The 21,982-nt window shown below is 61.9% G+C and carries 23 protein-coding genes; 6 read left to right on the forward strand and 17 right to left on the reverse strand.

From position 1 onward, the window contains the following. Positions 1–170 precede the first annotated feature (170 nt). The 5 genes from C2L64_RS54510 (at position 171) to C2L64_RS52920 (ending at position 2,304) form a co-directional block, all read left to right on the forward strand. Positions 171–308, forward strand: coding sequence for a hypothetical protein (locus tag C2L64_RS54510; RefSeq protein ID WP_007183045.1), 138 nt, complete (start codon positions 171–173; stop codon positions 306–308). A 78-nt stretch (positions 309–386) separates the two neighbouring features. Then, positions 387–647: a hypothetical protein gene (locus C2L64_RS52905; RefSeq protein WP_008344351.1), complete on the forward strand. Its 261-nt coding sequence runs from the start codon at positions 387–389 to the stop codon at positions 645–647. Beyond that, the gene (locus C2L64_RS52910) at positions 644–1,039 is read left to right on the forward strand and encodes a hypothetical protein (protein ID WP_090839289.1); all 396 of its coding nucleotides are present in this window, start codon (positions 644–646) and stop codon (positions 1,037–1,039) included. Before C2L64_RS52905 ends, C2L64_RS52910 begins: the two co-directional genes overlap by 4 nt. 11 nt (positions 1,040–1,050) lie before the next feature. Then, positions 1,051–2,022 carry a deazapurine DNA modification protein DpdA family protein gene (locus C2L64_RS52915; protein ID WP_090839291.1) on the forward strand — a complete coding sequence of 324 codons (972 nt, stop codon included), beginning with the start codon at positions 1,051–1,053 and terminating at the stop codon, positions 2,020–2,022. Positions 2,023–2,031: 9 nt separating this feature from the next. Further along, the gene (locus C2L64_RS52920) at positions 2,032–2,304 is read left to right on the forward strand and encodes a hypothetical protein (protein WP_090839293.1); all 273 of its coding nucleotides are present in this window, start codon (positions 2,032–2,034) and stop codon (positions 2,302–2,304) included. A 74-nt stretch (positions 2,305–2,378) separates the two neighbouring features. Here C2L64_RS52920 and C2L64_RS52925 read toward each other — a convergent pair whose 3' ends face one another. The 17 genes from C2L64_RS52925 to C2L64_RS53010 form a co-directional block, all read right to left on the reverse strand. Continuing rightward, complete coding sequence (locus C2L64_RS52925; protein ID WP_090839294.1) at positions 2,379–3,056, reverse strand: hypothetical protein; 678 nt, start codon at positions 3,054–3,056, stop codon at positions 2,379–2,381. Next, positions 3,053–3,319, reverse strand: a complete 267-nt coding sequence (locus C2L64_RS52930) for a hypothetical protein (RefSeq protein ID WP_007182996.1) — start codon at positions 3,317–3,319, stop codon at positions 3,053–3,055. The genes C2L64_RS52925 and C2L64_RS52930 overlap by 4 nt, the downstream gene beginning before the upstream one ends. A 107-nt stretch (positions 3,320–3,426) precedes the next feature. After that, positions 3,427–3,828, reverse strand: coding sequence for a hypothetical protein (locus C2L64_RS52935; protein ID WP_028229513.1), 402 nt, complete (start codon positions 3,826–3,828; stop codon positions 3,427–3,429). Positions 3,829–4,330: 502 nt separating this feature from the next. Continuing rightward, positions 4,331–4,522 carry a hypothetical protein gene (locus C2L64_RS52945; protein ID WP_090839123.1) on the reverse strand — a complete coding sequence of 64 codons (192 nt, stop codon included), beginning with the start codon at positions 4,520–4,522 and terminating at the stop codon, positions 4,331–4,333. An 18-nt stretch (positions 4,523–4,540) separates the two neighbouring features. Next, positions 4,541–5,347, reverse strand: a complete 807-nt coding sequence (locus C2L64_RS52950; RefSeq protein ID WP_090839125.1) for a hypothetical protein — start codon at positions 5,345–5,347, stop codon at positions 4,541–4,543. A gap of 78 nt (positions 5,348–5,425) precedes the next feature. Next, on the reverse strand, positions 5,426–5,932 hold the full coding sequence (locus C2L64_RS52955; protein WP_007183108.1) for a hypothetical protein: 507 nt from the start codon (positions 5,930–5,932) through the stop codon (positions 5,426–5,428). A 140-nt stretch (positions 5,933–6,072) separates the two neighbouring features. Further along, positions 6,073–8,271 (reverse strand): DotA/TraY family protein, encoded by a 2,199-nt coding sequence (locus C2L64_RS52960; protein WP_007183107.1) that lies wholly within the window; start codon positions 8,269–8,271, stop codon positions 6,073–6,075. Next, positions 8,268–8,861 (reverse strand): hypothetical protein, encoded by a 594-nt coding sequence (locus C2L64_RS52965; protein ID WP_090839127.1) that lies wholly within the window; start codon positions 8,859–8,861, stop codon positions 8,268–8,270. Before C2L64_RS52965 ends, C2L64_RS52960 begins: the two co-directional genes overlap by 4 nt. Beyond that, positions 8,861–10,084, reverse strand: coding sequence for a conjugal transfer protein TraW (gene traW / locus C2L64_RS52970; RefSeq protein WP_007183105.1), 1,224 nt, complete (start codon positions 10,082–10,084; stop codon positions 8,861–8,863). Before traW ends, C2L64_RS52965 begins: the two co-directional genes overlap by 1 nt. Further along, positions 10,081–13,146, reverse strand: a complete 3,066-nt coding sequence (locus tag C2L64_RS52975; protein ID WP_007183104.1) for a hypothetical protein — start codon at positions 13,144–13,146, stop codon at positions 10,081–10,083. The genes traW and C2L64_RS52975 overlap by 4 nt, the downstream gene beginning before the upstream one ends. An 11-nt stretch (positions 13,147–13,157) precedes the next feature. Next, complete coding sequence (locus C2L64_RS52980) at positions 13,158–13,910, reverse strand: hypothetical protein (protein WP_007183103.1); 753 nt, start codon at positions 13,908–13,910, stop codon at positions 13,158–13,160. A 48-nt stretch (positions 13,911–13,958) separates the two neighbouring features. Continuing rightward, positions 13,959–14,420 carry a DUF6750 family protein gene (locus tag C2L64_RS52985; RefSeq protein WP_244144669.1) on the reverse strand — a complete coding sequence of 154 codons (462 nt, stop codon included), beginning with the start codon at positions 14,418–14,420 and terminating at the stop codon, positions 13,959–13,961. A 36-nt stretch (positions 14,421–14,456) separates the two neighbouring features. After that, the gene (gene traQ / locus C2L64_RS52990; protein WP_007183101.1) at positions 14,457–14,990 is read right to left on the reverse strand and encodes a conjugal transfer protein TraQ; all 534 of its coding nucleotides are present in this window, start codon (positions 14,988–14,990) and stop codon (positions 14,457–14,459) included. Positions 14,991–15,002: 12 nt separating this feature from the next. Beyond that, complete coding sequence (locus C2L64_RS52995) at positions 15,003–15,884, reverse strand: hypothetical protein (RefSeq protein WP_028229511.1); 882 nt, start codon at positions 15,882–15,884, stop codon at positions 15,003–15,005. Between the two features lie 37 nt (positions 15,885–15,921). Then, positions 15,922–17,265, reverse strand: coding sequence for a conjugal transfer protein TraO (traO, locus tag C2L64_RS53000; protein ID WP_007183099.1), 1,344 nt, complete (start codon positions 17,263–17,265; stop codon positions 15,922–15,924). A 10-nt stretch (positions 17,266–17,275) separates the two neighbouring features. Next, entirely contained in the window at positions 17,276–18,466 is a 1,191-nt protein-coding gene (locus C2L64_RS53005; RefSeq protein ID WP_007183098.1) for a DotH/IcmK family type IV secretion protein, read from the reverse strand. 11 nt (positions 18,467–18,477) lie between these two features. Further along, positions 18,478–19,251: a DotI/IcmL/TraM family protein gene (locus tag C2L64_RS53010; RefSeq protein WP_007183097.1), complete on the reverse strand. Its 774-nt coding sequence runs from the start codon at positions 19,249–19,251 to the stop codon at positions 18,478–18,480. 1,360 nt (positions 19,252–20,611) lie between these two features. Between C2L64_RS53010 and C2L64_RS53015 the strand changes: the two genes are divergently transcribed. Beyond that, the gene (locus C2L64_RS53015; protein ID WP_090839332.1) at positions 20,612–21,559 is read left to right on the forward strand and encodes a hypothetical protein; all 948 of its coding nucleotides are present in this window, start codon (positions 20,612–20,614) and stop codon (positions 21,557–21,559) included. Positions 21,560–21,982 lie beyond the last annotated feature (423 nt).

Raw genomic sequence — 21,982 nt, forward strand, 5'->3', positions numbered from 1 at the left:
CACCCACCAAATATTTACGTAATTGTGCAATTGCGTATTTACGTAAGTACGTAAGCGGGCTATAATATCTTCATGCAGTGACGGCCACGCCTCACCGCATCCCGGCCGGAACCACTGGCGGCTACCAGTCCCCGGCTACGTCGTTCACCGTCCCGTCTAGGAGCATTGGCATGAGCGCGAGTCTGTTCACACTGCATCATTGGATCGTAGTCCTAAGTTGCGCGTACATGGAGTACACGTACACGCCGTGGAACGGTCGCAACTACTACCGCCGCACGGTCGATTACGGCCGCGTCGTCTGGTGCTAACCAGACAAAAACTTCACTGATCGCATTGGCGGCTACCGATGCGATCGGTTCCTGCAACACCCACGTCTAGGAGCAACCATGCACATCAAGTTTCCGGTGCAGAAGGGCATGGCCCTCGCCGAGCTCGGCTACGGCGAAAGCCTGCTGGTTCCGTGCAACGATCGCACGGTGCAATCCGTCCAGTCGTCCATTCAATCGCTTTACGCGAAGAAGGGGCTCGCCTCCCGCGAGTTCTCTCAGCGCAAGGCGCTGCTGATCCTCGACGAGCACGTCCTGCCGGTGCCGGTCGTCATCGTCACCCGTCAACGTGCCGAAGTGCTCGAGGAGGTGCCGGCATGAGCAACCTCCTCGATTGCGTGAAGATCCGTGCGATGACGGCGGCCGACGCAGCGGCCGCGATGCGCACGCTGGCCAGCAAGATCGACGCCCAGGTCGGCATCGGCATTTGGGAAGGCTCGATCACGGGCACGCTGAGCGGGCAGACCTACGACGGCAACGACGGCAAGCACGTCGCCGTGTTCCACGACACCAGCTTGGTCGCACCGTTCGGCCCGCACGGCGACGCAGAGAGCGAGGCATGCGCCGCACTGTTCTGCCTTGCCGTGAAGCACGCCGAGGCGCTTGGCGGCCTCGTAGAAGCCGCACAAGCCGTTCTCGACTCGTGGGAGAAGGGCGATCTCGCCGCAGCCGTCCGCAGCCTGTCTGCGGGCCTGCAACGCGTCACTGAGTAGGGGAGGCCGGCATGTCCATCCGCAACATGCCGGTCGACCAGCGCAACGCGAGGCCGGAGCCGGGCCTCGTGATGCGCGTCGGCCTGCCGCATCGAGGCGGGAAGCTCGCCTTCCACGCTTTCAACAACGACTATCCGGTAATGGTGAGCGCTAACGCGTTCTGGAATCCGGCCACTCGTCGCTTTCACTTCCCGCAGGCCAGCGACATCGAGGAGCTCGACTTTGCCGTCGACAGCGCAGGCTTCACCGCGATGAAGCTCTGGCAGAGCAAGGGGCAGCAGCAGGGCATTGCCGGCATCTTCCCGTGGACTTACGCGCAGTACATCGAGTTCGCGACGTCGATCGGCGCGGCCTGGTGGGCGCAGCCGGACCTTTGCTGCGAACCCGAAATTGCACGGAATCAGGACGAGATCGACTACCGCGTCGACGCGACGGCAACGCTCCTCGAAGGTACGTTGCGCGTTGTCCATCACTGGCAGGCCGAGCTCGCGAAGACGTGCAGCCAGCGCGTCGTGATGAACCTCCTACAGCCGCCCGTGCCCGTCATTCAGGGCTGGTCGGCCAGCGATTACCTGCGCAGCCTCGATCTGCTCCTGCAGGTGTGGGAGCGTTGGCGGCCGTGGTATGCACCGCCGGCGCTGATCGGCATCGGATCTGTATGCCGACGCAGCCTGCACCACCCGACACATGGCTTGTTCGCGATCCTCGCGGCGCTCGAGGGGCATCTGCCGGCCGGGTCGCGCTTGCACATGTTCGGCGTGAAGGGGAGTGCGCTGTCGGAGTTGAAGATGTTCGACTTCGTCGCGTCGGCCGACTCGATGGCCTACGACTTCGGCGCGCGCATGACGGCGCGCAAACGCGGCGCGTCCAACAGCATCGCGCATCGTTCTGCGGAAATGAGCCGCTGGATGACGGCCGCGCAGGAGCGCCTGCGCCCGGCCGCCGGCGACCAGCTACGCCTGTCGTTCACCACTGACCAGTAAGGAACCACCATGAGCAAGGAACAACGCACTACGGCGTTTCGCACGGAACTGATCGCCCTCGTGAACTCCCACATCCGCGAGAACCAGATCATTCCCGAGGAGGTGGCCACCGTCTTCGCCGAAGAGGCCAAGGAGGCGCTGGACAGTCTCGCGTGGAAGCCGCACCCGCAGCGTGCCGCGAGCGAGCACCTGGTCGCGGCCGCGGCGTGTCTGAAGGACGGCCGCGTCATCCCGGTGCCGAACTTCGAGATCCTGTTCCCCGACGTCGACGACAAGGAGTAGGGCAGATCCACGCGCGAGGCACCAAGAGAAAAGGCCGGGAAATCCCCGGCCTTTTTCGTATATCGCCGTCGCCTTCACGCCGGCCGCGGTGCGCTGCTGCGCCGCGCGCGAGTCTCCTGCAGGCGCTGCATCTGTTCGTTGGCCAGCCGCGAACGCGGCGTCACACCGAGCTGCGCGTCGATCGCGTCGCATGCTGCCTGGAAGCTGCCGTAAGTGCCCTTAAGCACCTTGTCGCCATCCTTCGGCGCCGACGGAATACCGCTGCCGTAGGTCGTGTGGGTCTTCGCCATGACCTGATACACGTTGTAGCGGTCGACGACACCATCACCCTCGTGCTGGATGTCGAGGCGCTTGGCCGTGACTTCGCGCCCTGGATCGCCGCGATCGTTCGGCACGTTCGCGCGCGCAACGTGGTCGTACTCGCGCGATCGGAAGACGGTCTTGCCGACGACGACGTGTTCCTGCATTCGCGGATCGCTATCGGCCGGCGTAACGGGCTGGCACTCGACCATGAACACACGGTTCATGGTCGGATCTTCGAAGGGCGGCTTGCTGCCTGGCCCTTCGTGTTGTGCGAGTTGCGCGGCCACCTGGCGCGCGAGCTGCGCCACGTCGCGATCGACGCGATGATTGTCGACCGCTTGGATGATTGCCTTGTACTCGCTGCCCGTCAGGCGATGCCGTCGCTTTTCGTGGATGTCCTGCAGCAGCTCTTGGCATTGCTCGAGCGAAAGCGTCAGCACGCTATTCATCGCTTCACCCCCCGAGTCGCGACCTGTCGTAGTTGCACGCGAAGCATAGAGCTCACCAGCTCGGCGATGACGGCAATCGCGGCCGATGCGATGAGCGGCTTCGTCGTCCACTGCGCGATGCTGTCATCCATGCTGAGACCCTTCGTGTGCAGCACGATGCTGCTCACGACAGCAAGGGCAAGCACGAAGACGACACCGATTTTCCCGAGGCGGGAAAGTCGGTTCAGGAAGACGATCGTCTGGTTGAGCAGCAACTGGTTCATCAGGCTCTCCATTAGCTCGCGCTATCGAATTCCCCGCGCCGATAGACGCAATTTTACATAATAAAGATTATCGGTATTTTTGTAAGTTGTTGATTTTGCAGGAAATTTCAGGTTTTAGCCGCCGCTCGAACGATCTTTGGTGCATATCCGGACAACTGCTTGATGAGCGGATGCTCGGCTTCGAATCGGTCGATAGCTTTCAACGTCTCGCGGCGTTTTTCGAGCGCCGTATTCATCGGAGCGTTTTGCTGGGTGACGACTTCCTCGCCATGTTTCTCGACTCGGGCGTCGTAGCCCAAGCCTCGATCTGGCAGCGCATCTTGCGAGCCTCGAAGTTCAGCAAATGCGGCCGCATCTTCATCGTAGAGTTGTCGGTGCCGCGCGATGAGACTCTGACGTTCTTCCGCCGAATAGAACGTCTTCAAAAGCTGCAGTGCGGAGAGCGTTTCCAGAGATCTGGCGATGCTCCTCAGTTGCTCCAAAGTTTGATCGGTTTCCTTCGTATTCATCGATGGCCCTTGCTGTTCAATTACACGAAATCCCCACCCATCCCCCGCCTTCCCGCTCTGCGGGAAGGAGCGAGTCGCCCTCTGTCGTCAAGGGTGCGGGGGTAAGCCCCAACCCCCACACCCTTGCCTGGAGCGTCTACACCGGTACGCCAGCCCGTCAAGGGCCGCTGCGCTGCCGTCCTCACCCGTTCGGTGCTCGACCTGGCCTGCGGCCAGCTCTGCGCTCCGCTGCGGCTTCCGGGCGTCCCCTTGACCGTCTGCCATGCCCACAAATCAAACGCAAATACATACATACGTAATTGCGTACACTAATCCGGCAATCGACACCCTTTCCGCTGCTGGATATCTCGATCGCTCGGCCTCGAGGAGGCATCGAAGCGGAACGTCCCATCGTCGTACAGCTCAAGCCAACCCCACACGCATTCAAGCTCGGATTGACCTGGTTGCGGAGGCTTTTCCCACCACGGTTCGCGACTCATCAGTGCCGGCATGGCCATCTCCCTCACCTGCAGGTGTCGTTCGAGATCCCGCCGTCCGGGTTCGTGTCGACGCACACGGCGTTGCCTGTCGCGACGACGAAGTAGCGCGCGATGCCGGTCTGCGTGGACACAACCACCGCCGCGGCCGCCAGAAGCAGCCACAGCAGGCCCAAACCGATATTTCGCACTGCCTTGCCGCCCGAGCGTGCCTTCATCGCCGTGTCCCCTGCGTGTTAAAGATCGAAGCTGGCCAGCGGCGCCTTGGTCTGCGCATTCACCAGCTCGAGGTGCGCACGCGAGACGACGGCGAGCGCCGTGCCGTTCTCCGCGCGCGGCACGTACAGATACAGCGTGCCCTGCAGAGCGAGCGCGTTCTGAACGCGTGCCGCCTCAATGAGTTTCGCCTGCGCCTCATCGGAGACGGGCAAGCTGCACGGGAAATCCGACGGCAAAATTCGCAGCGTCGTGCCTTGCTGATTCCGCAGAATCCCTGCCCAGCAATACTGGCCGTAGCTCGTCAGCGGGAAACTCTTCGTGTTGAAGTCGTACTGGCTCACAGTGACGTTCGTCAGACCCAGCGGCTTCTGCGAATACCCGGACACCGGCAGCGCGTAGTAGTCGTGCTTCCGGTATTCGTCCATTGCGGCATTGATGCGCGGCAACTCGGTCGCGGCGAGATCCTTCTTCTTGAAGGCGTCGGTCTCGTTGTAGTACGAGGGCGACAGGCGGTTGAGCTTGTCTTCATCGCTCACTGCACCCTGCGTCTTCGCCGAAACGATATACGTCAGGGCCATGCCTGCCGGTTCACCGTTCAGATCGACATAGCTCGCCACCGGCACGCTGCGGTCCGGCTTCGGTAGCGTCGGCACCTGCGCGGCGGCCGGCGCCGGCGCTGGATCAGGCAGCTTCGGACTGTTCAGCAGCGACGCGGGCGACGCATTGGTCTGCCCCGCGCTGGCCTGCACCGAATCTTTCTTGCCATCGCACCCGGCGAGTACAAGGCCAACGGCCAACAGCATCGCACCAGCTTTCAAAGTCATCCATCAGTCTCCATGCAAAAATGGGCATGGTCGCCTCACAGCAACACATGCCCACAGGTTTGCCTATACGGCCTGCTCTCAGCCGAAAATCGTGACGAGGTTCGCCTTGCACTCGTCGGCTTTCCGACGGTCGATACGCACACCCACAACCGGCAACGCGGGCACACGCGTCAGCAGCTTCAGCAGCGCCGGTTTGTTCTTCTCGACGTCCAGCTCCCATGCGTTCACGTTGTCGAAGTCCACGAGCGTCTCGGTGCCGTCGTTGACATCGACGTAGAGCGCTTTGCGCGTCTTCGGATCGAAGCCGACGTAGCGGTTGTAGATCACCGACACGACCTCCCACTGCGGCGCGAAGCCCTTCGCCTTGAAATTGGCGACGCGGGCGAGCACGCGGCCGCGCAGGAAATTCGGCAACGTCTTCAGCAGCAGGTAGCCGAGCACGAAATAGCCGAGGCAGCCAACCAGCAGCGGCACCGACACCTCGAGATCCTTGCCGGCATGGTTGGCCACGATGAAGAAAAGCGGCACAGCCAGCACCAGGCCAAGCAGGTAGAACGGGCGGAGCACATACCAGATGATGTTCATTTTGGTCCTCCTTAGTATGCCGCGATTTTGTATCACGTCTTGCATACGGAATTTCTACAAGGTCATTCTAGCATGAGCTATTGACAAGGGCCAGCACTATTGATAAGGGGCCGACTCCTGCGAGCCAGCCCCCATTCACATCACGCCTTGATGCCGTCGCCCGGCTTGTTGCCACCGGCGCCCGGTCCTCGACCACCGCCCCCACGACCGCCCGGCATCATGTGCTCGAGCTTGTTCGAGAAGACGTTGAGCGCGTTGCGCATGCGGTCGTTGTCGTCGCGTCCCACCGTCGCCGAGGCGTGGCCACCCACCCAATTGATCACCTGGTCCGGCACGATGAAGATTAGGTTGAAGCAGCTATGCACGAGGTTCAGGCACATCGACGCGTAGATCGCGAGGAAAAAGATGATGCTGAACAGACCTGTCACGGAGTCGAACTGCGCATTGGCCACCGCGATGCCGTACAGCAGATTTAACAGCGTGCCGCCCGCGATGACGCCGGCACCGCCGAGGAAGAACCCGATCACCATCAAGATCGGACGCACCATCACGTTCAACAGGAAGATGTAACCGTGTGCGGTGCGATGACCGAGGCCATCGCCCTCACCGCCTAAGTGCGTGATCGCCCACAGCGGAGCGGCAATGATCGCCTCGCCCACCACGACGAGCCAGTTCACGGCCGCCCCGAACCAGATGATGAACGGAACCATCGGCAGATAGGTCGACAAGGTGCCGCCAAGGATGAACAGCGCAATGATCGCCATCACGATGAACGGCGACATCGCGTCAAGCACACCTTGCAAGGCGTCACCGATCGACGACACGGCGTTAGCCACCTTCGCAAACATGCCGGCGACGCTCCACCCTTCTTTGACCTGCGCGATCGCCTTTGCGGTCACGTAGGCGCCCAGCCCCGTCTCCGCGGCCGCCATCGTGTAGTCGCCGAGATTCTTCATCTTAATGAGCGGATTGACTTGCCCGCGCCCTTCCCCGCCGGCGTTGATGTCGATCATGTAGTTGACGATCCGCTGACCAGGCGCGTTGAAGAAGCTGCCGATGATCTTGTTCGCGTCCGAGCCGGCCGCGCCCTTCGAATAGTCACCCGTGCTCGACGTGCCCAGCGTCGGCGTGTACGTCGACGTCGCTTGCTGCGCCTTGTACGCCGCCATCGAGCTCTGGTAGACCGTCAGCATGGCCGGATCGCCTTCCGACGACATGCCGTACACAGAAGCCTTTGCCGCTACCGCGTCGGAGAGCTTCGTGTTGGCCTGAGCGAACGTCTGATACCACGCGCCCAGCGTCCACCACCCGCCTTCCTTGATCGACGTGCTCAACTGGCTAGCCAGTTGAGCAATGTTGCCCTGCTTCGTCGCAGCCATGCTGCTGATGGTGTTTTCGTACTGCTGAGCCGCCGACTGGATCGCAATCTCCGCGTCGGGTAGCGCTCCGCCTCCGCCATTCTGTTTCTGGATCACAGCGTTGACGAAACCCTGCGCGGATGACGTCAGGCTCGATTGCATCGCTTGCAGCGCCTGCAGGTGCGCTTGGCGAATATCCGACGTGTCGATCGTACCGCTAAACCAGTTAGTCGACTGCGACTGCGGCTGGAGATCGTTGTTGATGTCGGCACCACCGCAGACAAAGCTCGAGTTCTTCAACACGAAACCCGAGTTGGTCGGCGACTGCTGGATGTAGCCGTCCTGAGTCACCAGCGCGCCGCTCGACTCGGCCTGCGCCAAGCCGGCATTGATCGCGTGCATGCACAGGTTCGACTCGAACACGCTATGCGCGAGGTTGATCGTGCTCGGCATCACCGGCTGCACAACCATCGACTGGCCGTTCTCGAAGGCCGACACCGACGCGTCGACGCCGAGGTTGGCGATCCCGACGCCCATCAGCGAAGCACCCCACAGCATCAGCAACTGCGAGAGCGACCAGCCGTTCGCGGTCGGCACGAGCGAGGCAAGACCCCACACGATCCGAATCGGCCCCCACATCGTGTGCTTCTCGCGGTCGAACACGGCACCATCATGGGCCGTCTGCGACACCTTCTTGAACATCACGTAGCACGCGAAGAACGCGCCGACGACGAGCAGCGCCCCGTTTGCGACTTGGAAAATTCCGGCCAGAATCGTATCGCTGCCGCCGGCGCCGCCCGTAGCGAGCGGGTTGTTGACGACGTTGCCGTAGATCGATACCAGAGCTTCACGGGACTTGTCGCCCGAGCGTTGAGCGGCCTGCGTGATCTCGCCGATCGACGTAGTTTGCGCCAGTGCTGGCAGTGACAGCAGGGCCGCTATGCCGGCCATGAGGCCGGCGAAAATGCGGGAGGTCTTCATGCGCGCGACCCTCCCTTGCGGCTGAACTCGGGATCGAGCGTGACCCACCACCATCCCTTCACTTCGCGCATGAAATCACCGAGGCCGCCCCTCTCCTCTTTTGAGAGCCGGTGCGTCCGCAACTGCCACAACCGGAGTTGCGCGCCCAGCGCAACCATGAAGAACACGGGCTGGCTCGCGAGCAGCGAAATTGCCCCGAGTGCGATGCCGCGGTTATGACCGAACCAGATCCCGCCCAGCATGCCGTAGAGGGCCATCAATGCGAAGAACGCTGCGGTGCCGATCGCGACGCGCTTCTTGCCGAGAAAATAGCGGTACAACTCGTCTTCGCTGAGCGCATTCTCAGAGCGCTTGCTCATCGCATCCGAGAACGAGTCGTTGCGCTGCTCCTTCGGCCCCTTGATGCCTTCGACGATCGTCTTGCGCGCGTCGTCGCCCAGCTCCTTCAGGGCGCCGAGGCTTTCCTTCGTCCGTTCGGCTTCCTTTTTCGCGAGCGCGACGGTCCGCCGCATCGCCGCGAACGGCAACAGTACGCGCCATGCGACCTTGCCCGTCGTGCGCAACGCGCTCTTCTTCTCTTCCGTAGCCATCACTGACCTCCCATACGGCCGCCAATCGCCCGGTACTTCTGCGTCAGGATCGGCTCGTATTCCTGACGCGCTAGGCTCGCGAGAATCTGACCATTGATGACGTTGCCCTTGCGCATCTCGTTTTCGACCTTGAGCAGCAGCCAGTTATTGAGCGACGAGACGCGAATTTGCTCGCGCACCAGGTTATCGCCGCTCATGGCCTGCAGATCCGTCTGGTACGCCGTGTTCGCATACCGTCGGCCGACTTCGAAGGCTTCAAACTCGCGCGCGGACATCATGCCGGTTGCCTTCGCTTGCGACGACGCCACCTGGTTGTAATACGACGCCGCCGACGGCGCTTGCAGCGCATCGGTCAGCAGATCCTTCGTCGCCGAGTTCGGCTGGCTGTCGGCAATGAGTTGATCTTGCGGATCGGAGGCTGCGGAGATGACGGAGTTGTACTGGTTCATCAGGCCCACGTATTGACCGCCCGCGACCGTGTTCGCTTCACCCTTGCGCAGTTGCGGCCCGATCGACCGACGAATCGAGTTCTGCGTGTACATACGCGCGGCATCGGTCTGCGCCTGCGAGAACGTGAGTTCCGGTGCCTTTCCGTTCGGACCAGCGCCGCTCAGCACGGAGTCGATGCGCTTGTCGGCGCCGGGCATGTTGCCGGACACCGACGGGCACGCGGGAGCGCCACCATAGGCCGAGTAGTCGTCGCTGTCGCAATACTGAGCGTGGATTTTCGCCGCGCGCGACGCGTCGATTTCCGGTGCCGGCGGTGGAGAGTTGATCGCCTGCGCGATCGCGGCATTCGCGATCGACCCACCACCACCCGGCCGGATACCACCCTTCGCCGCGCCGGCGGCCGCACCGACCTGGACAGCACCGCCCGAGCCGGACTCGCTGCAGATATTGTCGGGCACTTGATAGCGTTGGCGCGCGTCCTCGACTCGGCGATTCATCTCCATGTTGACGTCGTTCTCGCGCTGCGCCCGCGCGGCGGCTTCGATCGTGCTCGCCGTCTTGCTGCCGTTCTCATTCACGGCCACGCCCAGGTTGTACAGCAGCGTGCTCACCGACGTGTTCATTGCGGAGATCGCGCCCGTGATGGTCGTGTTGGCGATGTTCACTGCGCCCACCACGCAGCCGTCGCAGATCGCGAACGCCGGCGTCGACGCCACCAGACCGCCAACCAGCGCCGCAGCGGCGAGCGGCTTCATTACGATGTTCTTCTTCATACGGCCAACTCCCGTTGCTTCCTGATGTTGCGCGTGTACGCCTCGACCAGCTTGCCCGCCAGTCGCTCGACGACGGACACGTCCTCTTTCTCCGACGATTCGGTGCGCATGTGCTCAATCGTCTCCAACGCGGTCCCCAGCGGGAAGTGCTCAGCGAGCAGCTTGCGCGCTTCGTAAGGCCCGATTCGTTTGTAAAGCCGGTTGCGCAGCGCGACGTCTTCCTGCGTCGTCGAGAACGCCCACAGCTCGATCGGACCCACGGTGTTGGTAAGGAGCTGCACGACGAAACCGACCTTCGTCTTAAACAGCGCGAGGAAGTTGCCGCCTTCGGGGCCCGGACCGACGGCTTCGCGTTGCAGCCGTCGGATCGCTTCTTCGGAAACGTTGTAGAGCGTGCGCAGAATCGACTCGTCGGCCGCGTTGCCGCCGCGCATCACATAGACTGCCGTCGCCGCGTTGAGCAGCTCTTCCGGATAGTCGGCGAGGTACTGCGAGGCGTTGACGATACGGATACCCCACTTACGCCCTTCTCGCCCGTCCTTGATCATCGTCTGCACGAACGCCTGCTGACCGCCAGTGTTATGCACTTCGTCGTAAGCGATGGTCTTCTGCTCGTCTTGAACGTCCGCTACCCGCTTCAGGTGATAGTCCTGATACATCTCGGGGATCACGGGCAAAACCACTTCCTCGCGGAGGAAATAGTTCTTTGCTGCCATCTGCCGCGCGAACATGTACATGGCGGCGGTACGAAGCATGCCCTCGGGCGTTTTCCCGCCAATCACGTCGTTCAGGTCGATCGAAATGACGCGCGTCTCGCTGTTCAGCTCGAAGCGCGTGCGGCCGGCGAAAAGCGCGTAGTTCGACGTCGCCACCGAGAAGCAACGGTACATGTACTTGAGCAGCGGCTCGTTAGTGCCTTCGACCCTAGCGTCGCCGAACAGGTCGCGGATCGACTCGTCGTTCAGATATGCGCTGAAATCCTGCAGCACAGGAACGGCTTGGCGCTGCGCGAGCGAAGCCTCGCGCACGTAGCCAGCCTTGAACAGCATATCGGTCACTTCCCACCACTTCGCGACCGACCACCACTCTTCCGAATACTGTTCCTTCAGGCCCGACGACTCGAGCACATCGTCGACCGTCCGGTCGATATGCGGCTCGTACATGTGCGGGTTCTTCGTCGCACGATCCTCGTAGGCAATCCGTAGCAGCATCTCGTTCACCTGCGAGCAACCCGCAGGCGCTTTCTTGGTGCCGGGATCGGTACAGAACAGCGTCATCAGATCGACGAGGAATTCGGTCTCGCGCGACGTCGGCGAGCGCGCGCCGAGCTGCGTGTCATACGGATTGGTCGCATAGTCGACCGAATTCTGCAGGCGAAGATACACAGCCTCGCTTTTGCGATGCTCCGGCAACGAATCCTTGATCAACTGGATAAGGCCGGACGAAGACGGGCCGACATCGATAATGGTCATCAACGGCAGGCGAACGTTGCCGGCGCGGTGAACCGTCGCGCTGTTCATCGAGTTCATGAGAACCGACTTACCGCTGCCCGGAGGCGCACTGATAAGCTCGATCCACGTGTCCTGCAGGCGACTGCCCAACTGGATCGGATAGATTTTCCCGTCGGGCGTGCGAACAATCAACGAACCGCCGTCGCCCCACGGCGTCGCCGGCCGCTGCAACGGCAAGAGATACAGCGCATCGGGCAGCGGCGGCACCATGCGGTTCGCGATGTTCTTCGTCGTAAAGCCCGGAATGGTGGACGCCCACGCAGCCAGCGGATCGCCGTGTACCGACGTCACTTGGCAGATGCCCCACGACTGAATCGACTTCTCGAGCGCTGCCATTCGGCGCTTCGTTTCGCGCTCGGAAGGCGACCAGGTGGACACGGCGAATTTCATTGAGCAGATCGCGTCTTCCTTCGATCGCTCGTTCAGGTCGATAAACGACTGTCGGATCTGGCGGTTGCTGGGCAGCATGCCCACGAACGCGACCATCATTTGCCGAGCCCGCATCTCATTGAGGCCACCGGGATTCAGATCGACGCGAACGCGCCACGGGATTTCGCGGTCGATCGAAGCGAACAGCGACGAAAACGGCTGCGGTTCCTGCGGCCCGAGCTCCATCGACATGTTGCCGTGCCAGAGGTCGTCCGTCTTGATGATCTCGCGATGGTTCGTCACGTCGTTCGTGCAAACCTGATAGTTGACCGGCGGCGCCGAGAGGTCCGAGTGATCGTGCTTGTCTTCCCGGCCACGCGGGATAAAGCGATCGCCGGGAAGCACCGGCCGAAACTTCTGCGAGGTCCGTTCGCGATTGACCATGATCCGCACGCGCTTGATCGCTTCGTGCGCGCTGATCGGCCGGAGCATGATGCCCGGCCGCCCTTCCGAGCCGCTGCGCTCGAAGTCATGACGCACGCGATCCACCATCGTGTCGTGACGATATTTCATCGCCATTATCACTGACGCGGGATTCTGACCGAATTCGATGCGCGGCAGATTGTGTTTCTGCGCATCCACCGACCGTTCCTTGAGCTCCCGCTTCATCTCCTCGGGGCTCATGACGTTCATGTGCGTGTACACGATCATCAGGTTCTGTTCCCACGCGACGAGCGGAGCATTACGCCGCACGCGGTCCAGAATGATGTCCTCCGACTTCAGGCCGATACGCCGAGCCGCATTGATCTGCGGCTCGGCAAGACGCATCAGCTCGTCAAGCGATCGATCGGGATCTCGCTCGAAACCGAACGTGATCGAGTGGCCGTAGCGCTTCATATAGCCGTTCATCTTCACGCGCAGGTTGTCGATCATCTTCCCGAAGTCTTGATCCGACAGGATCTGATACGTGCCCTGCACGTCGAACGCGGTCAGCAGCGCGAGCTTGTTGTCGACGACGATGTACGGGTCTTTCAGGCCCGGGTGCCGCTTGATGTCTTCTTCCGTCAGGCCCACGGCCGTCGCCAGCTCGCAGTATCCGGCGAAGTCCTTGCCGATCCAGTAACGCGCGAGATAAGCGAGCGTGTCCTCGATCGCGGTTACACCCTTGTCCAGAAAGCCCATGTTCGTTCCTTTTATGCAGGCGCGTTCATAACGTCGTGATACACCTGGCCCCACTTGCCGACCGGCAACGTACCGTAAGATTCGCGCGCCCACGTCGCAGCGACTTGCGTGTACGGGCCAGGATTGAAAACTACGGCGAGGTCTTGAAAGACGACCTCGCGCTTTTCCCGGTCCTCCTCCTCGAGGCGAACGATCGCCTCGGCGAACACAGCCGGGTCACTCGTGCCCCAAGCGTCCTTCGCGTAGTCGCGATGCGAAGCCATCCAGTTCAGCAGCTTCTTCGCATCCTCCCGCACGACAGGATCGTCCGACTGCATCGCAACGATGATCGTGCGCTGGAGATGGTTCGCATCTTGCCCACTCAGTCCCGGCAGATAGGCGATCACGGCGTTGCCTTCGCCGAGTTCGCCGAGATGGTTCCAGCCGTGGCACAGATGATCCGCGGCGCGCAGGTTCTCTGCTCGCACGTCGCGATGGTTGTCGCTCAGGTTGTGAACCTGGTTCTGCGACGAATAGAAGCCGCAGAACATGCAACGGTGCCCGTCGGCGACGAGCGTTTTGCGGCGTAGATCCTGCTGCTCGAATTCGGGTTCCGTCGGCTCGACCGCGCTCGGGTGCTTGTCGCCCCAAACGCGGCTTTTCGTCGAAAAGAGCAGAGCCGGGTGCGCCGCCTTCTCGAAGTTGCTGCCCAAGCTTGGCTTAGGCTGCACCTTGTCGAGCTCGACGTCGGCCGGGTCGTGAATATCGGTTCGGTCTGTCGTCATCGCTAAGTAGAGGCGGTCGGTTGACCGCCCTCCCCCGTATGAGAGCGGTTACTGCGGCAGCGCGCCTTGCGACGAGCTCTGGATACCTACCGTTTCGCCGGCCTTGATCATCACGAAGCCGGTCGCGCCGAGAGCGGCACCCGCCAAGATCGGAACAAAAATCTGGCCGCCCTTGATCTGGCTATGCTCGCCTTCCTTACCCTTGCGCCACCAGTTGTAGCCGCCGTAGCCTGCCCCGCCGAACCCAACGGCGGCGAAGAGCTTGCCGAGGTTGGTCTTGATTGAATCGCCCTGTTGGGCGGCTGAGTCGACCATCCCGGCAATACCATTGGTGGCCTGAGCGTGTGCCGCAGTCGCGACGAACAGACCCGTAAAGGTCATCGCGGCGCTTGCCATCATGATGCGACGCTCGCGCGGCGTCCGCGATTCCACATAGTCCGCGCACTTTGCCGTCGCGCTAATGTGCGCTTTACGCCCGAGGTCTCCGAGCCACTCGATGGGCTTGAACATTACCTTTTTCATACATCTTCTCCTATCAAGGTGGAACTACCAGTAGAGGCCGAAAGATTGCCGGAACGCCTCGATAACATCCGGGATCTGAACCAGCATCGCCCCGCCCACCATGTGAGTGAGGGCACGCCAGACAGAATCGTCAGCACCGTGTGACGACTGCCCGTCCATCGATGCTTTTTTCAGAATGACGACGCCACGAAAGAAGAAGACGCCGCCCGCCACACTCGCGATCGTTAGGACTGCATTGATCGCGTCCGCAAAGCGACCGAAATCGGCCGCCCCACTGTACGAAATCGGCCCGTAGCTCACTGAGCCGGTGCCGAACGAATTCCACGTCGCGTTGATGAACTGCGACAGGTTCAACAGCAGGCCGCCGATCAGGATGATCGGCAGAATGTCACCGATCGTGACCGGAGACTGGCCCGGCAGTCGCGACGCGCGCTGCATACGCAACAGCGAGTTCCCGACGTACAGGATGCCGACCACTACGCCGAGCACCCAAAGGAATCGCCACATCGCCACCGAAAAATCGCTGGCGAAGTGGACGACCATCTGAGCCAGATCCATAGCGTCGCGCTCCTATCGAATGGTGCCGAGCGACGTCACAACCTGACGCGTCGAGGCATCGACACGAACGATGCGCATGCCATCGATGACATCGCCAGCTTGGACGACATAGGTGCGCTCGGCATTCTGAATCCATGCCTGGTCGCGGTAGACCGTGTTGAGCGTGAAGTCGCCCGGTTTCGTCGTTCCGGCGCCAATACGCGTCGTCGCCGTCGGCGTGGTGCTTACATACCGACGCGGTGAGGTCGAAACGTGACGCACCCGATGCTTCGGCTTGCTGACGCTCGTGCTCGCGGTCGCGATCGGAGCAGGACACTTCGCCGCTTGCGCTTCGGCCGTGGCGAGCTTGCCCTGCAGATCGTCAACCTTCGCCTGCAACTCGGTTTCCTTCGCTGTCGGTTGCGATGCTTGCGTGCTGGTCGCGCTCGCACCACCCGGCGCTGACGCAGCGGTTACCGTCGCCGCAGATGCACCGCTTGCCGGAGCCACCGCAGTCACGTCGCTCGCCGGGGCTGCTGTCGCAGCCGTGACGCTCGAGGCCGCGACTGCCGGCGATGTGGCGGGCTGATTCGCGACCGGCTGATACTGTTGAGCCCGGCTTGCATCGGTCATTGCCTGATCGGGGTTGAGCATGCGCGCGGTCGTCGATTTGTCCGAAGACGATCCGCTGAATACATACGGCCAGCCGATCCACGCCGCTGCGACGACAGCGCAGGCGATCGCGAAGTGCACCGGGCCGAGCTTCGACACGAAACTCGGCAGCGTGGAAGCCTTCGGCTGCGCTGCACTGGCTTGCGTTTTTCCGGATTCGCTCGCGTTCTTCGCATCCGGCTTCATGTTGAAAATGTCTACGCCGGAATCCGGCTGCTTATCCTTGCCTGTCGGGTCGCTCATATCGGGCACCTTTTCGTATCGTGTCTATTATACGGAATTATTGCTGAGGATAGTAGCCCGATCCCGGCGGCTGGTAATAGCTCGGAGGCGTGTACCCAGGCATGTTGTACGGCGTATTGCTGTAGCCGCCGTAGCCGCTCGGAGCCACGGGAGAAACGTTCAGCTTGGGCGGTTGCGATGCCGGCTGACCCACGGCGCTGAGCGGATCGGTTCCGGGAGCCATCGGCTGGCGAGGTTGGGTCGGTCCCGTCGCACCAGCGGCAACGTCGTCGCTCGCGAGCACCGGGCCGATGAACTGAATCCAGATAGGCGTGTCCTTCGGGATAAGAACCTGCTTCACTGGCATGTTCGCCGCGTCGTTGGCCAGCACCTGCCCCGCTTGCTGGCCCATACCGCCCGCAATCGTTCCACCGACAGCGCTCCAGCTTGGCGTCGACGGATAGGTCTGGATGACACCGCCTTGCGGCGTGATGATGTTCTGCGCGGCCGCCTGCTCAAAGAGTTGACCAGTTCGCCCAATGCCCATCGCGATGGCAGGGATGATGATGCGCGAGAAGTAACGGTTGTTGACGTCGCCCGACAACGCCGTGCGCATCGTCGTTTGATCCATAGCCTTCGCGGTCACCTTGTACGAGTGGCCCTGCCACTGCATGTACGAGAACGTCATGTCGACCGAGTTGGTGATTCGCTTGTAGCCCATCGCGAACAGCACCGCACCGGCGTACTGACCGTTCGGGATATACGCCCGCACGACCGAATTCTCATCCGTATCGATAGCCGTCTGGAGCATGGCAGGGATAAGAGCGAAGTCCTCGACGACCTTCACTTTCGCTGCGGCCGCCGCGGCGGCCTGTTGCACCTGGGCCGGCGTGTCCGACTCGTGCATCAGCGACTTCGCGTAATCAGCGCTGTCCGTCGAAACGCGCGCAGTGCTATGCGGCACCGGCGCCCAGTTCGCCATCAACCCCTGCATCTGGTCACTGACTTCCTTCTGACGCTGCTGGTCCTGCTGCGGGTTCTGTTGCTGGGCCGGCTGCTGGTAGTAGACGACCTGCTGCGCTTGAGGCTGGGCCTGCGGCGCACTCGCGGGCTGATCCGGTACGTTGTTCGTGCGACTCGACAGCACTGACAGATACGACTGCCCGTTCTGCTCGGCATCGGTCGCCTTGGTGCGGTTGTATTTGTCGAGAACCTGCGAATACTGCTCGCTTTCTTTGGTCGGTGTGCCGCGCCCTTGCGTTTGCACCGCGCTGATCTGCGACTGCTTGCGCGAGCTGTCGGCGAAGTAGGTCGCGGCGATATAGCCGACAACCGCGATCGTCACGATGACCCCGATCGCGACGATTTTGCTTTGGCGCCCGACGTCCGATTGTGTACTCATGCTCTGCCTCTCAATTGATGTCGAGTTGGAGCGTCACGGACCGGCCCATCTCGGACAGCGTGACGTAAGGGGTCGGCGGCAACCGATAAACGCGCGTGCCGTCGGCGGCAGACATGCTTTGATCGAATGCCGTCTGAATGTCGTAGTTCGTGCGAACGAACATCGCGTCGCCGTACTGCCAAACCTGCGTGCGTGCCGGTACGTCGCCATGCGCTGTCACGCGCTTCGCGCCACTCGGCGGAATGCCGTCGAGGAATCCCTGCATCGTGTCGTCGTACAGCGCGATACGACCGGCTCCGAGGAACGGGGCTTGTGCGTTCGGACCACGGCCGGGCACACGCAGATCGAGGCGATAGTCGACAACGCGGCTCTTCTCTTTCGAATCGGGCTCGCCGGTGGCGAGCTTGACCACGACCGGCGTCGCCATGCCCTGAAGGAAGACGGTCACATTACCGTCTTCATAGGCCGATAACGCCGAGATCACGACGGACGGCGTGCCTTGCAACCATTCGACATCGAAGTAGCGGGCATCGGAAACTCGCGGAGCAACGGCGAGCGGCCACGGCGCGCCCGTCGAATCCACGAACACCAGCGTCGTCTGCTCGCCGGGCAGCACGCGCGCGATCGGGAGCGCGGCACCGGGCGAGAGGTCGACCGAGATGCTGCTGATCCGGGGCACGGTCCTGACAGGGTGATAAGCCTTTGCCTTGCGCGAGTCGTCGAGCTGCTGACGCAGCTTGACGATCTCGCCGTTGCTGAAGGGCGAAACGACCTGCTCGGCGCGTTCGTAATTGCTCGGAGGCGCGAGCGGGGGCATCGGCGCGACGCCATTCTGAGGTACTGCTCCCGCCGGATACTGCTGCGGGTAGCCCTGCGGGGCTTGTCCGGCCACAGCATAATTCGCCGCTCCATAGTTGGTTTGCGGGAACGCAGCCTGAATTTGCTGCTGCGAGCTCATCGGCGCTTGACCAGGCGGCGGCGGAAATGCGCCGGCCGGTGCGCCCGCATTGACCCACTGCGGGGCTTGCGCTTGTTGCGGCTGCTGCGGTGCCGGTGCAGGCGCTGCGACACCTTGCGCGGCCGGTGCCGCGCTTTGCTGCTGCGCCGGTTGGGGTTGAGGCTGTTGCGCGTTTTGAGCCATCGCCGGAGCGAGTGTGCTGGCCGCCAACGGTGCAACGAGCAAAAGGGCGAGTCGTTTCATCGTTCGAGTCCTCAAAGCGGCTTCGTCACCAGTTGGCCGACGCCGATGCCTTCAATGGAGTCGAGCGTGGAAACTCGCTCGATCCGAACCGTTGCGAGGAAGCGCTGCGCAGGAAGCTCAGACGTCTGCCCCGACAGCTTGACCTCGATCGGCATCTCGACGTACCACACGTAGACGCCGTTCTCGACGCCCTCCTTTGTGAGAACGCCAGTGCCGGCAGTGATCGACATGTTCATGCGGCGATCGCGCACGGTCGCCAAGACGCCCGAGGCTTGCAGCGATGCGATGAACGACTTGAAGCCGTCGCGCGTGTAATTGCCGCGGATGTCCTCGAGCTGTTGACGCCAGTTGAGGAAGTCCATCGTGAACGAACGGTTCATCGTGTCCTTCGCGTACTGGATCACGTCGGCCGCTTTGCGATACGGCTGCGACATCGGAATCAGCGGGAAGATGCGGCCGTTGTCGGAGGCGAAATACTGGCGGTCCGGGTTGAACGCACGCCAACCGAGCGCACCATTCGCGACGACACTGATCAGAAGCGCTGTCGCGAGAATGAAGTTCAGCTTGACAGACGAGCCTGCAATGAATTGCAGGTGCTTGCGGTCCTTCTCCATCCGCACCGCCGGCTCAACCGCATCGGCTGTTTGATGAAGTTGAGCGGCGAGCTCCGCGAGTTGCTCGCTCGCCGCATTCGGCTCTGCTGCATCGGACACGGCCTGGTCTCTCGAGGGAAGCGGGCCGGCAGCTACGGCCCGTTCCTGGTTTGCTTCGTTCAGTGCGGTCATCGAACCACCTCCTTTTTTCCGTATTATAACCATGATGCAAAAAACGACAAGAGCGCGCAAGCCTGACTGTCGGGGTTTTTGGTTTCATCAGTCGATGTAATTGTTAATTCCCATGCAGGATTGAATACGGAACGGAAGCAAGCGCTTCTGAGGCGCCCTTTGGGCTCGTATATCGCCGACGTTTTCCGGCCGATTTCGTATATCGCCGACACTTGAGGGCCTCACCGATTGCCCGCTAAGCCTCGAAAAACAAGGGGAAGAGGTGGATTTAGGACGAGAGAGCGGTACAGGAGGGGAGATGCGACAGGCTCGTACATCGCCGACAAGGGTCGTACATCGCCGACAATGTGGATAAGCCTCTGGACAGGCTGTTGAAGCGCTCGTATATCGCCGATGGATAGCCTCGGATATCAGCGACAAATGACTCGTATAACGCCGACGGCCATTTCGTACATCAGCGACATGCGCAACGCGCAAAGCCCTGTCGCGCAAGGCGTTTGAGGAGTTTTCCACAGCGCTAACACGCGCGCGGCTGTTAACCCTCCTTTTTTTACAAAACATAGTAGTAACGCGGCAGAGGCCTCCGCCTCTTGGGGGGCGCAAGCGCCCCCCGCCGGCTCGCTACGCGCGCTCAAGCGCGCTCCGCCCCGGCCGCGCTACGCGCGTCCTTCCCGCCCGGCATCCCCCCAACAAGTGGCGCGGCACAGCCGCGCAGGTTGACCAAGGCCGCGGCGAACAAGGCTTCCACGCGGCAGGCAAGCCTGCCGTGAAGCACCTCCGCGCCGCGGCCAAAAGCATTCAATAAAAAGGGAGGGCGACCTTGACCCTGCCGCTTCCAATCCTTGCACCGTCATCGCAGAACGACCGTCTCACTTCGAACAGCAAAAAACCATCATCTCGATCCTTCAGGCTCCGCCTCTACAAAGTAGCGACAAGCGAAGGCCGCCGTCGGCGGCCACCCACCCATCCCCCCGCCCTTCCCGCCCTGCGGGAAGGGAGCGAGTCGCCCTCTGTCGTCAAGGGTGCGGGGGAGATGAAACCACCCCCACACCCTCGACTGGAGCGTCTATCCCGGCACGCCAGCCCGTCAAGGGCCGCTGCGCTGCCGTCCTCACCCGTTCGGTGCTCGACCTGGCCTGCGGCCAGCTCTGCGCTCCGCTGCGGCTTCCGGGCGTCCCCTTGACCGCCTGACATGCCGAACCCCCCAGCCAAATATTTACGCAATTACGTATTTACGTATGTACGTAAGCAGACTATAATAGATCCCATGCAGTGACGGCCACGCCTCACCGCATCCCGGCCGGAACCACTGGCGGCTACCAGTCCCCGGCCTACCTCCCAACCGTCTAGGAGCACTGCGATGAGCGAACAATTCGGCTTCGATTTTGGCGACGCTGCCGCGCGGGCGTTTGCGCTGGATGAGCCCGGAACTTGGCTTGATCCGGAATACACCGTCGAGCAGTATCGTGCGATGTTTGCGAAGGGAACTGATGCGGTCCAGCGCATCGCTGGTCCGGCACGGCCGCTGTTCGCGCGTGGCCTCGCTCTCGCCGGCGACGAACTCGAGAAGATGGTCGAACGCTGCGACGAGGACGACGAACCGCGCCATCTCTGGCGCGTGACGTGCAAGCCAACGGACGACGAGTTCGACGCATTCGTCGCTCACTGCCGGGCGATGGTCGGGTCGGTTTTCGACGGGATCGAATACAAGGTTCGGGACGAAGATGGATGCGTGGCGACGGCCGCGATGTACGTGCGCGACGTCGGCACGCTGATCGCGTGGCGATGGTCCGAGACCAATCGCGCCATCGACTTCCAGCCGTGGCGCGACTCGTTTTTCTTGGACAGCTACCGCGACGGGATTCACGCGATCGAAGCCCCCTATTCGACGTGGGGACATGCTTACTGCGCCGACAAACTCGCGAACTCCAACGACGGAATCGCCAGCGTGCCGACCTTCGTGGTGAATGGTCGGGAATACATCAACGACGGCGGTTTCAGCCGCGGCTCCTATCGCGAATGCGAGGGCTGGTCGTTCACCGCGTTCTCTGACTGGCAAGGTGCGACGTTCAGCTATCGCAGCCAGTGCCGAGCGTGGGACAACGGTAGTCTCGAACGCGGCGATCGGCGCGGTCTCGTGGTTCGCGTCCGTGGCCAGCTTTGCGTGTTGGACGGTGCCGTGAAGGTCTACGATACGCAGGCGACCGACGCTGTTTGGCAGGCGGACGACGCCGACGATGTGGAGACGGACGACGAAACCGACATCGGCGAAGAAGAGGAAACGCTGGAGGAAGAAATTGCCGCCTGAACGTGGCAATTAGGATAATCCGCCAAAATATGGCAAATTAATTAACGCGAAATGAGCGAAGCCCGGTTGGCGGCTACCAAACCGGGCTTCTACCAGAGCAAAGGCCCGTCTAGGAGCGCGTCCGCTTAGGATACCCATCATGATAGCTGTTCCATCCATTGACCTCAAGCAAGGCCACGTTGCCCGCTGGGAGTCAGCTACCGGGTTCTACGAGCTGCGGCTGTTCCGCGATCTCTTTGGTTATCCTGTCGCTCTTCGCACATGGGGCCAGAAAGACGGTACGCGCATTCGGATGCTCCAGACAGTTCTGGAGACGGATGACCGATGCGCACCGCTCTTTCGACTCGTGATTAGGCGCATGCGTGGACGTCCGTACACGCTTTGTAAGATCAGTTGAAGATGGAAGGACCGGAGGCCGGATCA

Source organism: Paraburkholderia hospita (assembly GCF_002902965.1).
Taxonomy (GTDB): domain Bacteria; phylum Pseudomonadota; class Gammaproteobacteria; order Burkholderiales; family Burkholderiaceae; genus Paraburkholderia; species Paraburkholderia hospita.

What these genes read in the sequence shown, in the direction of transcription:
- C2L64_RS54510 (WP_007183045.1), top strand. Translation starts at nt 171, where the DNA reads ATGAGCGCGAGTCTGTTCACACTGCATCATTGGATCGTAGTCCTAAGT.
- C2L64_RS52905 (WP_008344351.1), top strand. Translation starts at nt 387, where the DNA reads ATGCACATCAAGTTTCCGGTGCAGAAGGGCATGGCCCTCGCCGAGCTC.
- C2L64_RS52910 (WP_090839289.1), top strand. Translation starts at nt 644, where the DNA reads ATGAGCAACCTCCTCGATTGCGTGAAGATCCGTGCGATGACGGCGGCC.
- C2L64_RS52915 (WP_090839291.1), top strand. Translation starts at nt 1,051, where the DNA reads ATGTCCATCCGCAACATGCCGGTCGACCAGCGCAACGCGAGGCCGGAG.
- C2L64_RS52920 (WP_090839293.1), top strand. Translation starts at nt 2,032, where the DNA reads ATGAGCAAGGAACAACGCACTACGGCGTTTCGCACGGAACTGATCGCC.
- C2L64_RS52925 (WP_090839294.1), bottom strand. Translation starts at nt 3,056, where the DNA reads ATGAATAGCGTGCTGACGCTTTCGCTCGAGCAATGCCAAGAGCTGCTG.
- C2L64_RS52930 (WP_007182996.1), bottom strand. Translation starts at nt 3,319, where the DNA reads ATGAACCAGTTGCTGCTCAACCAGACGATCGTCTTCCTGAACCGACTT.
- C2L64_RS52935 (WP_028229513.1), bottom strand. Translation starts at nt 3,828, where the DNA reads ATGAATACGAAGGAAACCGATCAAACTTTGGAGCAACTGAGGAGCATC.
- C2L64_RS52945 (WP_090839123.1), bottom strand. Translation starts at nt 4,522, where the DNA reads ATGAAGGCACGCTCGGGCGGCAAGGCAGTGCGAAATATCGGTTTGGGC.
- C2L64_RS52950 (WP_090839125.1), bottom strand. Translation starts at nt 5,347, where the DNA reads ATGACTTTGAAAGCTGGTGCGATGCTGTTGGCCGTTGGCCTTGTACTC.
- C2L64_RS52955 (WP_007183108.1), bottom strand. Translation starts at nt 5,932, where the DNA reads ATGAACATCATCTGGTATGTGCTCCGCCCGTTCTACCTGCTTGGCCTG.
- C2L64_RS52960 (WP_007183107.1), bottom strand. Translation starts at nt 8,271, where the DNA reads ATGAAGACCTCCCGCATTTTCGCCGGCCTCATGGCCGGCATAGCGGCC.
- C2L64_RS52965 (WP_090839127.1), bottom strand. Translation starts at nt 8,861, where the DNA reads ATGGCTACGGAAGAGAAGAAGAGCGCGTTGCGCACGACGGGCAAGGTC.
- traW (WP_007183105.1), bottom strand. Translation starts at nt 10,084, where the DNA reads ATGAAGAAGAACATCGTAATGAAGCCGCTCGCCGCTGCGGCGCTGGTT.
- C2L64_RS52975 (WP_007183104.1), bottom strand. Translation starts at nt 13,146, where the DNA reads ATGGGCTTTCTGGACAAGGGTGTAACCGCGATCGAGGACACGCTCGCT.
- C2L64_RS52980 (WP_007183103.1), bottom strand. Translation starts at nt 13,910, where the DNA reads ATGACGACAGACCGAACCGATATTCACGACCCGGCCGACGTCGAGCTC.
- C2L64_RS52985 (WP_244144669.1), bottom strand. Translation starts at nt 14,420, where the DNA reads ATGTTCAAGCCCATCGAGTGGCTCGGAGACCTCGGGCGTAAAGCGCAC.
- traQ (WP_007183101.1), bottom strand. Translation starts at nt 14,990, where the DNA reads ATGGATCTGGCTCAGATGGTCGTCCACTTCGCCAGCGATTTTTCGGTG.
- C2L64_RS52995 (WP_028229511.1), bottom strand. Translation starts at nt 15,884, where the DNA reads ATGAGCGACCCGACAGGCAAGGATAAGCAGCCGGATTCCGGCGTAGAC.
- traO (WP_007183099.1), bottom strand. Translation starts at nt 17,265, where the DNA reads ATGAGTACACAATCGGACGTCGGGCGCCAAAGCAAAATCGTCGCGATC.
- C2L64_RS53005 (WP_007183098.1), bottom strand. Translation starts at nt 18,466, where the DNA reads ATGAAACGACTCGCCCTTTTGCTCGTTGCACCGTTGGCGGCCAGCACA.
- C2L64_RS53010 (WP_007183097.1), bottom strand. Translation starts at nt 19,251, where the DNA reads ATGACCGCACTGAACGAAGCAAACCAGGAACGGGCCGTAGCTGCCGGC.
- C2L64_RS53015 (WP_090839332.1), top strand. Translation starts at nt 20,612, where the DNA reads ATGAGCGAACAATTCGGCTTCGATTTTGGCGACGCTGCCGCGCGGGCG.